Origin of the sequence: Erythrobacter alti, from assembly GCF_037996805.1 — a bacterium.
GTDB lineage: Bacteria > Pseudomonadota > Alphaproteobacteria > Sphingomonadales > Sphingomonadaceae > Alteraurantiacibacter > Alteraurantiacibacter alti.
In genome coordinates this window covers 296,577-308,824 of the sequence record NZ_JBBNAX010000008.1, presented here as the reverse complement: position 1 = coordinate 308,824, position 12,248 = coordinate 296,577, and the positions used below count along the sequence as shown (strand labels likewise).

At 59.1% G+C, this 12,248-nt stretch carries 12 protein-coding genes; 4 read left to right on the top strand and 8 right to left on the bottom strand.

Annotation, left to right across the window (positions count from 1 at the left end):
• Positions 1–20 precede the first annotated feature (20 nt).
• A complete protein-coding gene (locus tag AAC850_RS11265; protein WP_340588842.1) occupies positions 21–551 on the bottom strand; it encodes a VOC family protein in 531 nt (176 codons plus the stop codon).
• Positions 552–675: 124 nt separating this feature from the next.
• Between AAC850_RS11265 and AAC850_RS11260 the strand changes: the two genes are divergently transcribed.
• Entirely contained in the window at positions 676–1,131 is a 456-nt protein-coding gene (locus tag AAC850_RS11260) for a MaoC/PaaZ C-terminal domain-containing protein (protein ID WP_340588841.1), read from the top strand.
• Here AAC850_RS11260 and AAC850_RS11255 read toward each other — a convergent pair.
• The 5 genes from AAC850_RS11255 to AAC850_RS11235 are packed head-to-tail and all read right to left on the bottom strand — an operon-like array spanning position 1,128 to position 7,627.
• The gene (locus AAC850_RS11255) at positions 1,128–1,745 is read right to left on the bottom strand and encodes an FMN-dependent NADH-azoreductase (protein ID WP_340588960.1); all 618 of its coding nucleotides are present in this window, start codon (positions 1,743–1,745) and stop codon (positions 1,128–1,130) included. The two genes, AAC850_RS11260 and AAC850_RS11255, sit on opposite strands and share 4 nt — an antisense overlap.
• 11 nt (positions 1,746–1,756) lie before the next feature.
• Positions 1,757–2,089, bottom strand: a complete 333-nt coding sequence (locus AAC850_RS11250; RefSeq protein ID WP_340588840.1) for a Rieske (2Fe-2S) protein — start codon at positions 2,087–2,089, stop codon at positions 1,757–1,759.
• A 1-nt stretch (position 2,090) separates the two neighbouring features.
• Positions 2,091–3,251 (bottom strand): acyl-CoA dehydrogenase family protein, encoded by a 1,161-nt coding sequence (locus AAC850_RS11245; RefSeq protein WP_340588839.1) that lies wholly within the window; start codon positions 3,249–3,251, stop codon positions 2,091–2,093.
• Positions 3,252–3,258: 7 nt separating this feature from the next.
• On the bottom strand, positions 3,259–5,142 hold the full coding sequence (locus AAC850_RS11240) for an outer membrane protein assembly factor BamB family protein (protein WP_340588838.1): 1,884 nt from the start codon (positions 5,140–5,142) through the stop codon (positions 3,259–3,261).
• Between the two features lie 4 nt (positions 5,143–5,146).
• Positions 5,147–7,627 carry a TonB-dependent receptor gene (locus AAC850_RS11235; RefSeq protein WP_340588837.1) on the bottom strand — a complete coding sequence of 827 codons (2,481 nt, stop codon included), beginning with the start codon at positions 7,625–7,627 and terminating at the stop codon, positions 5,147–5,149.
• Positions 7,628–7,789: 162 nt separating this feature from the next.
• Here AAC850_RS11235 and AAC850_RS11230 point away from each other — a divergent pair, with 162 nt between their 5' ends.
• Genes AAC850_RS11230 through AAC850_RS11220 form a run of 3 tightly spaced genes read left to right on the top strand, consistent with a single transcriptional unit; the run spans position 7,790 to position 9,749 of the window.
• A complete protein-coding gene (locus AAC850_RS11230) occupies positions 7,790–9,142 on the top strand; it encodes an aromatic ring-hydroxylating oxygenase subunit alpha (RefSeq protein ID WP_340588836.1) in 1,353 nt (450 codons plus the stop codon).
• A gap of 9 nt (positions 9,143–9,151) precedes the next feature.
• Entirely contained in the window at positions 9,152–9,442 is a 291-nt protein-coding gene (locus AAC850_RS11225) for a putative quinol monooxygenase (RefSeq protein ID WP_340588835.1), read from the top strand.
• Positions 9,429–9,749: a putative quinol monooxygenase gene (locus tag AAC850_RS11220; protein ID WP_340588834.1), complete on the top strand. Its 321-nt coding sequence runs from the start codon at positions 9,429–9,431 to the stop codon at positions 9,747–9,749. The genes AAC850_RS11225 and AAC850_RS11220 overlap by 14 nt, the downstream gene beginning before the upstream one ends.
• Before the next feature lie 53 nt (positions 9,750–9,802).
• On the opposite strand, the gene AAC850_RS11215 is transcribed toward AAC850_RS11220, so the two are convergent.
• Positions 9,803–11,209: a dihydrolipoamide acetyltransferase family protein gene (locus AAC850_RS11215; protein ID WP_340588833.1), complete on the bottom strand. Its 1,407-nt coding sequence runs from the start codon at positions 11,207–11,209 to the stop codon at positions 9,803–9,805.
• A 3-nt stretch (positions 11,210–11,212) separates the two neighbouring features.
• Positions 11,213–12,223 carry an alpha-ketoacid dehydrogenase subunit beta gene (locus tag AAC850_RS11210; RefSeq protein WP_340588832.1) on the bottom strand — a complete coding sequence of 337 codons (1,011 nt, stop codon included), beginning with the start codon at positions 12,221–12,223 and terminating at the stop codon, positions 11,213–11,215.
• Positions 12,224–12,248 lie beyond the last annotated feature (25 nt).

Here is a 12,248-nt window from a genome sequence, read left to right as displayed (position 1 = left end):
CGCAGCCCCGATTATCGGGTTCAGAGCTCGCGCAGCAACGTCGCCGGGGCACCGTCCCATTCGTCTGCCGCGCGCGCAATGGCGGCGAAGAAACTGCGAATTGAAGGGCTGTCTTCGAGTAGTTCGACCATGTGGCCCAGCGTCTTTCGGCAATCGATGTAGCAAAAGCGCACCGTGCCAAAGAGTCCGCTGCTGGCGACCGAGAAGCCCTGATCCTCGTAATGCCGGACAGCCGCATCGTAATCGCTCGCCATCATGGCGATATGGTGCATGCCTTCGCTGCCCTTGCCTATGCTGTCACGATAGCAGGAGGGGTTATCATCGTGCTGTTGCACCAGCTCCACCTGGACCGGGCCGGCCTGCGCGATAGCGGTCGAAAAATCGACCGGACCGGGCGCGCCGCAGTAAACCGGATTGGCAATCGGGATGTGTCGGTTGACAAGGAACGGGCCGATGCCGGTTGTCCGATGCCAGCGACGCGCAGCTTCCTCCAGGTCGTTCACGACCCATGACATCTGAAAAATGCCTTCATGCGTATGGGGATTTTGCATCTCTAACGGCCCTGTCATTTTGACAGTGCCCACATTAGCACCGTCACCCTGCTTGTAAACATACAGTCATGATTGTTTTTTTGTTCAGAAGGTCTAAAACCGTAACAAGCCAGGAGATTGCTCGATGTCAGCGCCGCGCCCGATGCTAAAGTTCGAAGATCTCGAAATTGGCGAAAAACGAAGATCCTCCAGCCGCACGATCACCCAGGACGAGATTGTGAAATTTGCGCGGCAATATGATCCGCAATGGTTTCACACCGATCCCGAAGCAGCAAAGCAGTCCACTTTCGGCGAGGTCGTCGCCAGCGGCGTTCACGTGCTAGCGATTTGGCGGCAGCTCGATCACGAGATCAATTCCGACATCGATTTCGTGTGCGGGGTCGGCTTCGACAATTTCCGGCTAAAGAATGCTTTGCGGCCGGGTGATACGGTTTATGTAACCTCACGGCTGCTATCGAAGGAGAAGTCGAAGAGCGGCAAGCCTCGCGGAACCTGCGTGGGCTATTATGAAATGCGCAACCAGAACGACGAGATCGTGCTGCATTTCGAAAGCATAAACCTGGTTCACACGCGCAATTAGGATTGCCAGTTGCGGGCGATGCCTTCGGCCCGCTCGCCCGCAGCGCTCATGATTTCCAGCACATCATCCTCGGTGCCAAATGTCGGCCCGACGTTGAGCGTCTCGACATCGGTCACGCCGATGAAGCCAAGCCATGCTTGCAGATAGCGAGACTGGAAATCCAGCCCGGCAAGGGCATCGTCTTCACCGAAGGGCATGGCGCTCGCGGCGATGATGAGCGCGCGCTTGCCCGCTGCCAGTCCCTCAACATTCCCCGCTGCATCATTGCGAAAGGTCATCCCCGGCTGGGTAACTACGTCGACGAATTGCTTGAGCCTGTAGGGTATACCGAAATTCCACATCGGAGTGCTGATGATAAAACCGTCATGATCGAGGAACGACTGCGCAACTGCGCCAATGGCGGCCCATTCACTCTTCACGTTGTCCGGTACGGGATTGCCATGGAGCAGGTCATACCGCCCTTCGATCATCCCTCCATCGAGCGAAGGTAATTCCATCGACCACAGTTCGGCGCGTGTTACCCCGATAGCATCTGGCAAGGCAGCGAAGAAGCGTCGTGCCACGTCTCGCGAACGAGAGCGATTTGCGCGCGGACTGGCGTCGAGGTGGAGCAGTCGAATAATGTTCAGTCCTCTTGTGGATCGAGGCGGATATCGAGATCGACCGCGATGCCTTCATCGGTTTCTTCGCAATGCCATGCCTTGATGGGCTGATCGGTCAGATTGCCTTTGGGACAACCATTGCGCAGGTCGAAGCCTAGGCCATGAAGCGGACAGAAGATCATGATTTTCCTGACCTTCCCCTCAGCCAATTCCTGATAGGCATGGCTGCAGCGGTTTTCGACCGCGAATACGCCAAACGCCGTACGCACCAGCAACACCTGCTCGCCGCCATGGGCAACGACGAAAGTGCCGTTTGGCGGCACGACCTTGGCGCTGGCAATCACTTCAAGCGCCATATCAGGCTCTCTGGTTGAAGCGACGGCCTACCATGGCGCTGGCGATATTGGTCTTCTGGATGTCAATCGCCCCACCGGCGATCCCCCAGCCCCATGCATCGCGCATACGCCGCTCCATCGGAAATTCCTTGCTGTATCCATAGGCGCCCATCAGTTGCACGGCATTGCCGGTCACCTCGCGTGAGATGGAATTGGCGAAGCACTTGGCGACCGAACTTTCCTGGATCGAGGGAAGTCCATCCTGCGCATTGGCAGCCGCACGCCAGATCAGCAGGCGCGCTGCATCGACCTGCATCTGCATTTCGGCGAGCTTCAATTGCACCGCCTGAAAATCGACAATCGGTTTGCCGAACTGCTTGCGCTCCTGGACATACTCGATGACATCTTCCAGCGCGCCGGAAGCTTGCGCCATCGACATGGTGGCATTGCCGCAGCGCTCCAGGTCGAACGCCTCCATGAGCTTCTTGAAGCCACCGGCGGGAACAACGATATTTTCCTTGGGCACGCGACATTCGTCGAACATCAGGTCAGATGAGGGGATACCGCGAAATCCCATCAGCTCTTCATTCGGGCCGAAGCTAAGTCCGGGCATTCCCGCGTCGACGAAGACCGCGCCGATACCGCGCGCGCCCGGTTCGTCTGACATGCGGCAATAGACGACATAACCATCGGCATGTCCGCCGCCGGAACACCAACGCTTGGTACCGGTCAGCACCAGATCGCCCCCATCGTCGACTGCGCGAGTGCTCAGATCGGTCAGCGCGCTGCCCGCATCGGGTTCAGACATGCTCACCGCGACTATCATTTCACCGCGACAAACGGCGGGCACAACGCGCTTTTTCAGCGCTTCCCCACCGAACCGCTCGATCGCGCGCACAGGTCCGACCGCGCTTTCGAAAATGGGGAAAGCAACGGCAGAGGAAATCTTGCCGAACTCCTCGAGGACTATCAGCGCCTCGAGATTGCCGAGGCCCATTCCGCCAAGTTCTTCGGGCACGTTGATGCCGAGGAAGCCCAGCTCGGCATATTGCTTGATGAGCTCACGCGATGGCGGCATGTTTTCTGCTTCGAGCCTCGCAGCGACAGGGGGAAGCGTCTCGCGCGCAAATCGTCGCGCCGCTTCCTGCAGGTCGCGCTGGTCATCGGTAAGTTGAAAATTCATTGTTATCCTATTGCTTCTCGAAAACGAGCAGCACGTTGCCCGGCATGTGGAAATACAGGCCGTAACCGCTGTTGACGATGATGTGACCGTTATAGACGGCGGGGCCCGGCCCGCTCATGCTGCCGCCGCGTCCGGTGGCGCCGGTGATCGTTTCGACAGGCTGGCGGGTGTTGTAACTCCACACGACCCTGCCGTTGCGACGATCATAGGCGCGCAGCCAACCGTCGAGATGGCCGGCAATAACGGCACCCGGAACTGCTGTGACAGCGGCCGATATGCCGGGATCGCAGAATTGCTCACCGTCGCAATTGTCCTCGGCACGATTGCGCCACAAGACGTGTCCGGTGGCGGCATTGATAGCGTGTATGCCAGAGCCCCTGATGCTTGCATCATAAACGCGGCCATCATGCGTATCGGCGAGATCGGTAATCGGCACATAGACCGTACCTCCCTGGTTCGACATACCGAAATGTACGCCGCCCTGTGTACCGCCGTGGCCGAGGCGGCGACGCCAAGCGATTTCGCCGGCCTCCGGATCGACCCCAAAGACCATGCCCGATTTCGATCCGACCACGATCATTTCACGCCCATCTCCAATCGGCACGAGCAGTGGCGATGCAGCAATATCCAGGTCCGGCCCCTCCTCTTCGGGGCAATTTTCATTGCCCATCATGCAACCGACATTCCACGCATCGTTGGCGGTGAATTGCACCTGCCAAAGCTTGCGGCCGGTGCGGGCATCCACGGCGAACAAGGCGTCGCTATTGCGATCAGCCGGCGACGAGTAATTCTCGCCCGACCCGAAATAGAAGCGATTGCGGGCCGCGTCATAGGTAGGGCTGTTCCATACCGGTGCGCCGGAAGGGCCGAGGATTTGCGCACCGGCGCTGGTCTCGCCTTGCACGCGCGGTTCGGCGAGTACGGTATGCGTTTTCCACTGCCGCTGACCGGTCGCCGGATCGAGGGCGACCACCGCGCCGCGGAATGTGCAACAGCTGTAATTGGGATCGGCTGCCGAGGTAACTTCCAGCGATGATACGGGAACAGCCAACAAGCCACCTCCCAAGGTCGGCGTTCCAGTGATGGTCGCATTGGGATGATCATCCACCGACACCCGCCAGATCTCCTCCCCTGTCAGGGCATTGATAGCGTAAACCCGGCCCAGGATATCGCCGAAATACAATCGCTCGTTTTCCGCATCGGCGACAATCGCGGTGCGCACTTCCGCGCCGGCGCGATAAGTCCATTCGGCGCAGCCACTGTCGAGATCGAAAGCGTAGACCTTGCCGGTCTGGCTCCCCACGAAGACAGTGTTCCAGCCGACAGCGGGCTGCGAACGCGCGCGGATTGCGCCAGGATAGGCAAAGGCCCACTTGAGACGAAGGTTACCGAAATCATTGACGCGAATTCCGCCAATCGAGGCGGGGACGTACCGCGAATTATCATGCCCCCAGCCGACGGGCGCCGGTGGAGGAGCATCCATCGCCAACCCGCTGTCCTCGCAACGCGCAGGCGGGGCAGGCGGCTGGTAATCGTCCAGCTCGATGCGCGAGAGATACTCGGCGATGTGGAGCTGTTCTTCTTCAGACAGGTGCGCCGCCTGCTGCTGCATGATCCCGTCACTCATGGCGGACAAGATCACATCGGGCTCGAGCATTTCCAGCCATACTACGGCGGGTGCCTTGGGCACCGCGCCGTCATGGCATGACAGGCAGTTTGCGCTGAACAGCGCCTGCCCCGGATGCGTTTCCAGATCGATCGGCGTGCCGACGCGAGCCTGGAATTCATCGGTGGACCCGACCCGCTCGACCTCCTCATCCGGAGCGCGCTGCTCACAGGCTCCGAGCAAGCCGACCGCGATCAACGCCGCAATGGCAATCCCTGGCTTCACTATTTCAGTTCCCCAGGCTGAAACCTACTTCCACGCCGATGAAGCGCGGCGGCCCGAACTGGCTGTTGAGCCACAGGCCGGCGACGTTCTGCGATGCCGTGCGGTAGCGCTTGTCAGTCAGGTTCTGGCCAATCAGGCGGACGTAGTATTCATCGTTGACCTGGTTGAGCGTGATCGACGCATTGACCAGCGTACGAGCATTCAGGAAAGTATTGCCGAGCGGATCATCGATCGCCTGCGTAAACAGGCTCCGACTTTGGTGCGCCACATTGCCGTTGAAGATCAGTTCGAAATTGCTGTTGAGATCGGTGCGATAGGTGCCATCGATAGTCCACTGCCATTCGGGCGCCCGGTCGAGCGGTGAGGTTGAAAGATCATAGCCCGCATTCGGCGCGTCATATTCGCCATATGACGCATCCTGATAACCCAGTATGCCGCGAAGCGTGAGGTCATCGACCGGCTCGGCGGTAAGCTCCGCCTCGATACCGGCCACTTCCGCACTCGCGGCGTTGACGAAGATGGTCACCTGGTTGGGAGATCCGTTCACTTCAATCGGCACGTTCAACTGCCGTTGCAGGTCGTTGTATTCGACATAGAAGCCGGTCAGGTTGAAGCGGAGGCGATTGTCGAGGAACTCGGACTTGAAACCGATTTCATAGCTATCGGCTGTCTCTGGATCGGTCGCCTGTGCAGCTTCCCTGAAGGCATCCAGATCGGTGCCGAACGCCGCAAATCCGCCGATTTGGTCGTTGAAGCCACCGGCCTTGAAGCCGTGCGAAACCGTGCTGTAGATGAAGAAATCCGGCGTTGCCTGATAACCCAGGCTCACTCGCCAGGTAAGTTCGTTGGCAGAATCCTCGACCCGGATCACGCCTGCCGGATAATTATAGATGCTGGCATCAAGCGCCTCGTCAATTGAGATTCCCAAGTCGAAGCCACCGTCCAGCGCGGGAATGAAAGTCTGCTGACGACCAAACCAGGTCTTGTCCTCCCAGGTATAGCGCGCACCGCCGGTCAGGCTGAGCTCTGGCGTGATCTCAAAAGTGCCCTCTCCGAATACCGCCATGGATTCGGCTTCCTGCGCGTTACACAGGATGTAGGGCGTATCATTCCAGTTGCCGAACGGGAGTGGTCCGCCCGTCAGGTCGAGGAAGCCGAGGATTTGCGAGACGCAGAAGTCGGTATCGTCGGTCTGGTAGAATGCGCCAAGGATCATGTCGAACGGGCCGCCGAAGTCGCTCGAAAAGCGCAATTCCTGCTGGAACGTCTCGCGGTCGTCATCGCGCGTGGCATCGAAGATCGACAGGGGATTGCCATTCATGTCGAGCGGGGCGTGGCCCGGATAGCTGTTGGGCAGACGCGAGCGCTGGCTGCGCCAGCCGGTGACCGAAGTCAGCGTGCCGATGTCGAAATCAATGTCGATATTGGCATAGAGGCCATCGACGTCAATCCTTTGGCCACGTCCAGCGAACAGCAAGGCGTCGTCGCGTAGCGTGATGGCTGCGTTGTCGAGCGGATCATCATTGTCGGGCTGGAACGAACCGGTGTTGAGCAAGTCGGTCAGGAACGGGGTATCGCCGGTGTAGAGGTAGTTCTCGTTTACGGACGGCACCGAACCTGATCGATCACGCAGGAATTCATACTGGAATAGCGCGCTGATGTTGTCGGTCGGTTCGAACAACAGCTTCGCACGCGCCGACCAGGTCTCGGTGTCGCCGATACGATCACCGTTAAGGCAACCCTGCGAACCCTGGAATGGATTCGGCACGAAGCCTGTCACCGGGCCATAACACCCGCCGTTGCGATAATAGCCGTCTGTAGATTCATAACCCCCGACAATGCGAAGCGCGAGAGTATCATCGACAACAGGAATGTTGACCGCCATCTTGGCGCTCGCCGTACCGAAGCTGCCAGCCTGGAACCGGGCATCGAGGTTGAACACATCCAGTTCGGGACGGATGGTGCGCACCGTCACGGCACCGCCAGTGGTATTCTTGCCGAAAAGTGTGCCTTGGGGGCCGCGCAGCACCTCTACCTGTTCGACATCGAATGTATCGAGGAGTTGCGTCTGAACACTTGGAACCACGAAATCGTCGACGAGCACGGCGACCGGAGGCTCGAAATAGACAATGATATTGTTCTGGCCCACACCGCGCATTGCAAAGCTTGCCGCGTTGAAGCCAGTGATTGTCTCGGCCGAGAAATTGGGGACGAATGCCGAAAGGCCGCCGATGTCATCGACATTCGACTGCTCTATCAGCGTCCGGTCGATGGCCGACACCGCAACCGGCGTCGTTTGCAGGTCGGTATCGCGGCGCGTTGCAGTGACCACGATGCGGCCAACACCCTGATCCTGCGTGGCAGTAGCCACACCGTCAGGATCGGCATCTTGCGAACCCGCATCCTGCGCCAGAGCGACCGACGGGGTCATTCCGAGCGCGAGCGCCATTGCCGCTGCACTACCATACAGAACCGACTTTTTCATTTCTCTCTCCCCAGCAACCTGATGTGGCATCGCCATATTCGTTCAGCGCTTGCCAGTTGACATGACACTCCTGCCACAGCAAAATATAACAATCAATCATGCTTGTTTTTTTATTGGTTGGTTTGTGGCCATAAAACCGCACTCTGGTGCAGGAGATTCGCGATGAACTTCGATTTTCGAAACTGGGCTATCCACGTGGGCGATCCCCATCCGTTCAATGACGAACGGCCGCGCCCAGATAATGGCACTGCGCGCCCTGACCCGTCACGGTTCTACACGTGCGAAATCTGGGACGCCGAATGGGAAAAGATGTTCACCAAAACCTGGCTGCTGGCAGGCGTCGAAAGTGACATTCCCGACACGGGTGATTGGCTGCGCTTCGAAATCGGGACCGAATCATTTGTAGTCGTGCGGCAGGACAATGGCGGCGTGAAAGCGTTCTACAATGTCTGCCCGCATCGCGGCAGCCAGATTGCGTTGGCGGATTTCGGATCAGCCAACAGTTTCGTCTGCCCGTTCCATTCGTGGAAATTCGATATCAAAGGCAAGAACATCGAGGTGACGGACGAGGAAACCTTCCATCCCGACGTGCTCTGTCATGGTACGGATTTAAGCGAGGTCCGGTGCGAGACGGCAGCGGGCTTGGTTTTCATATCCATGAACGACGAGGTGATGCCGCTTGCCGACTATCTCGGCGAAGTGGCCGATCACCTCGCCCTCTACGACATCAGCGAGATGGTTGTGGTGCAGCACAAGAAATCGGACTGGGCGGCAAACTGGAAGGGCGGGGTCGACGCCTTCTACGAAATCTATCACCTTCATTCCGTTCATCCGCAAACGCAGGCCGTGATGGATGACCGCACGCAGATCGACCTGTTTCCCAATGGCATGAGCCGCCAGTTCGTACCGTTTGCCCAGCCCAGTCCGCGCTTTCCCGACCAGGAAACGGTCAATGAAGGCATCAAGATGATGCTGGCCGACGCGGGGATCGATCCCGACACGTTCGAGGGCACTGCGAAAGATAGCCGCGCCGCCATCCAGCAGGCCAAGCGCGCGCGATCAGAGAAATACGGATTGGGTTACGACAAGTTCAGCGACACGCAGCTGAGTGACTCGACGATCTACGGCCTGTTTCCGAATATCCAGATCGGTTGCCATCCGGAGGCGGTTTTCATCCATCGCTTCCTGCCTGACCCCAAGGATCCCGAGCAATTCACTTACGAGACGATCATCCTTTTCAAGCCCGAGGATATCCCCGGCCACAAGCCGCCCGCATGGATGGGCTTGGCCGAAGATGCCGATACTAGCGGGATGATGCGACCGGATATAGAACATACCGGCCTTGGGGTTCCGCCGGAACTGGGTGAAGTGCTCGATCAGGACAGCGAATTGTTGCCCATCGTGCAGAAAGGTGCGCGCTCGCGCGGCTTCAAGGGGCCGCTATGGAGCGAGCAGGAAGCGCGCCTGCGTCATTTCCACGTAGAACTCGACCGTTATCTGGACGGCGAGAATTAGGAGTATCGGATGCCAACCACTTTCCTGTCCCGGTTCAAGGTCAAGCCGGACAAAGACGCCGAATTCGTCGAGCTGATCGGGGCGATGGAGGATAATGCAAGGCGCGAGCCCGACACGTTGCAATACAAGTTTTACCGGCTGGAAGAGCCCAATGCCTTTGCCGTTTATGAAAGCTTCACAAGCGAAGAAGCTGACAAGGCTCACCAAGAAAACCCTGAAAACGCCCCCGTCATCGCCAAGATGATCGAGTGCATCGACGGCACCTATCACCGGGAGTATCTTTACGATGTCAAAAGCTGAACGCGGCGGCGCGCCCGGGAAATCGTTTATCGCCACCCTGCGGGTGAAGCCCAAAAAGCGCGATGACTTCATTGCCCTGCAGACCGAACTCAAGGGCTTGGTGCACGAGCATGAACCCGATGCCTATGTCTACGAGGTCCTGCAGGCAGAGGAGGATGAGAACCTGTTTTACTGCATCGCCACTTTCAAGGATGAGGCGGCGTTCGACCATCACATGAGCATCGATTTTCATGACAGGCTTGTCCCGCCAATCCTCGAATGCCTGGCCGATGACATGCAGTTGGCATTCTTCCGATCCCACGCCTGACAGTTGCTGACAGGTTGAAAAGGGGAGGAGATCGAGCCGCCCCTTTTCATGGCCTAGAGACGTTCGGGATGTTCGATTAGGCCGGCGAGCACCTCGAGAAAGCGCGCGCCGTCGACCCCGTCGATTGCCCGATGATCGCAGCTTAGCGACAGGTGCATCACCGGCAGCAGGCGCAAGTCGCCTCCATCGTCGAAGGGCGCATTTCGCGCCTTGCCTACTGCGAGGATCGCGCCCTGCGGTGGATTAATGATGGCATCGAATTCGTCGATTTCGAAGCCGCCAAGGTTGGAGATAGAAAAGCTGCCTCCCTGGAATTCATTGGCCTTCAGCGTACCGGCCTGCGCACGCCTCACGAGGTCTTTGGTCCGCTTGGCGATCGCCCCGACAGACAGTTCGTCAGCCTTCTTCACGATCGGGGTGATGAGTCCCTTTTCGGTTGCGACCGCCATCGCGATATCGGCATGGGCGAACTGATGGATCGCTCCGTCATGCATCTGCACGTTGATCTTCGGCACTTCCATCAGAGCAACCGCGCAAGCGCGGATGAGGTAGTCGTTCAGCGTGCCGGGCTTGCCTTCCGATTTTCGTAGAGCAATCAAGCGGTCTGCGCGCACACTGCGGCGCAGGTAGATATGCGGGATATCCTGCTTCGCCTGCGTCAGGCGCTTTGCGATCGTCTTGCGCATCGCCGTCATCGCCACGACTTCGATGCCTTCTTCGAGCGAAGACGGGGATGGAGTTGGCGAGGCCGATGGCACATCGCCCATGAGCGCCAATACATCTGCCTTGCAAATACGACCGCGCGCGCCGCTTCCGTTCAAGTTGGAAAGATCGATGCCGTTCTGCACCGCGATCCTGCGCGCAAGCGGTGAGGCATAAACCCTTTCCTGACCGGGCAAATCGATCGGTCCGGATAGATCGGGCTGGCGGCGGCCGCGCACGGCCTTGTCGACATCCTGCCGGGTAATCCGCCCATTCCGACCGCTTGGCGTAATGTCCGAAGCCTGTAGTCCCGCAGCCTCTGCAGCGAAGCGCGCTGCAGGCGACATCGCGATATCGCTGGAGATGGTAGACTTGGGGGCCGGACTTGCTGCTTGCTTTAGTGCCGCCGGCGCTTTCGTCGCAGGAGCGTCATCGGACCTGTCAGCGCGCTCGGGTTCGCCGCCAGAGGGCGTGTAGCCGGCAATGAAGGTGTCAACCTCACCAGCATCGGAATCGGGCGGTCCCATCACACCCAACAATGCGCCGACCGGCAAAGTTTGTTGCTCATCCGCGATCAGGCGAACAAGGCACCCATCGGTCTCGGCCTCGACCTCGTTTGTGATCTTGTCGGTCTCGATGAGAACAATGACATCGCCCTTGGCAAAGGGCTTGCCCTCTTCCACCTGCCATTTTGCAACGGTGCCCTCGGTCATCTCGATGCCCCATTTGGGCATGGTGAAGGGTTTCAGCACAGCCATGCTTCAGCCCCAATCCAGCGCGCGCCGCACAGCCGCCTCGATTGCGGGCGGACCGGGCACGTAGGCGCGCTCCAGTTCCGGCGAGAACGGGATCGGCGTATGTGGGGCAGTGACGCATTCAGGCGGCGCATCGAGACTGGTAAAGGCTTTCTGCGCGACCATTGCGGCGATATCGGTGGCTACGCTGCAGCGTGGCGGGCTTTCGTCTACGACTATCAGCCGGCCGGTCTGCTCGACACTATCGAGTATCGCTTCTTCGTCGAGGGGACTGGTGGTTCGCGGATCGATAATGTCGCAGCCGATGCCGTCCTCCGCCAGCTTGTCTGCCGCCTTCTCGGCAAAGCTGACCATGCGTCCGAGCGCAACGATAGTCACATCGCCCCCCTCACGCGCCATGCGCGCGTGGCCGAAGGGCACGCGGTGCAGGCCTTCGGGCACTTCGCCCTTCTTGCCGTAAAGCGCCTTGTGCTCGAAGAACATCACCGGGTCATCGCCATGCAGGGCTTCGGTCAACAATCCTTTCGCATCCGCAGCCGTGGTTGGGAGGGCAACCTTCAGGCCGGGAATGGCGGTCAGCAAATTGTAGAAAGCCTGGCTGTGCTGCGCGGCGGAATTCATGCCTGCGCCATAGATCAGCCTCACCACGACGGGGCAGCGCGCCTTGCCGCCGAACATGTAGCGGAACTTGGCGATCTGGTTGACCAGCTGGTCTCCGCACACACCGATGAAATCGGCGAACATCAGCTCGGCAACCGGGCGCATCCCCGCAAGCGCTGCACCCGCTGCCGCACCGACGATTGCGCTTTCGGAAATCGGCGTATCGATCACGCGCTCGGGCCCGAACTTGCCGATCAGTCCGGTGCTGGTGCCCCAGATGCCACCGATCGCTTCCTGTCCGCCAGCCGTCCCCGCTCCGCCAGCGACGTCTTCGCCAAGCAGGATGACACTGGGATCGCGCTCCATCGCCTCGTGCAGCGTCTGGTTGATCGCCTCGCGAATATTAATCACGGCCATCTCAGCGTGTCCCCTCAGCGTGTCG

Coding starts and splice junctions, on each gene's coding strand:
- AAC850_RS11265 (WP_340588842.1), bottom strand. CDS start 551: ATGCAAAATCCCCATACGCATGAAGGCATTTTTCAGATGTCATGGGTC.
- AAC850_RS11260 (WP_340588841.1), top strand. CDS start 676: ATGTCAGCGCCGCGCCCGATGCTAAAGTTCGAAGATCTCGAAATTGGC.
- AAC850_RS11250 (WP_340588840.1), bottom strand. CDS start 2,089: ATGGCGCTTGAAGTGATTGCCAGCGCCAAGGTCGTGCCGCCAAACGGC.
- AAC850_RS11245 (WP_340588839.1), bottom strand. CDS start 3,251: ATGAATTTTCAACTTACCGATGACCAGCGCGACCTGCAGGAAGCGGCG.
- AAC850_RS11235 (WP_340588837.1), bottom strand. CDS start 7,627: ATGAAAAAGTCGGTTCTGTATGGTAGTGCAGCGGCAATGGCGCTCGCG.
- AAC850_RS11230 (WP_340588836.1), top strand. CDS start 7,790: ATGAACTTCGATTTTCGAAACTGGGCTATCCACGTGGGCGATCCCCAT.
- AAC850_RS11225 (WP_340588835.1), top strand. CDS start 9,152: ATGCCAACCACTTTCCTGTCCCGGTTCAAGGTCAAGCCGGACAAAGAC.
- AAC850_RS11220 (WP_340588834.1), top strand. CDS start 9,429: ATGTCAAAAGCTGAACGCGGCGGCGCGCCCGGGAAATCGTTTATCGCC.
- AAC850_RS11215 (WP_340588833.1), bottom strand. CDS start 11,209: ATGGCTGTGCTGAAACCCTTCACCATGCCCAAATGGGGCATCGAGATG.
- AAC850_RS11210 (WP_340588832.1), bottom strand. CDS start 12,223: ATGGCCGTGATTAATATTCGCGAGGCGATCAACCAGACGCTGCACGAG.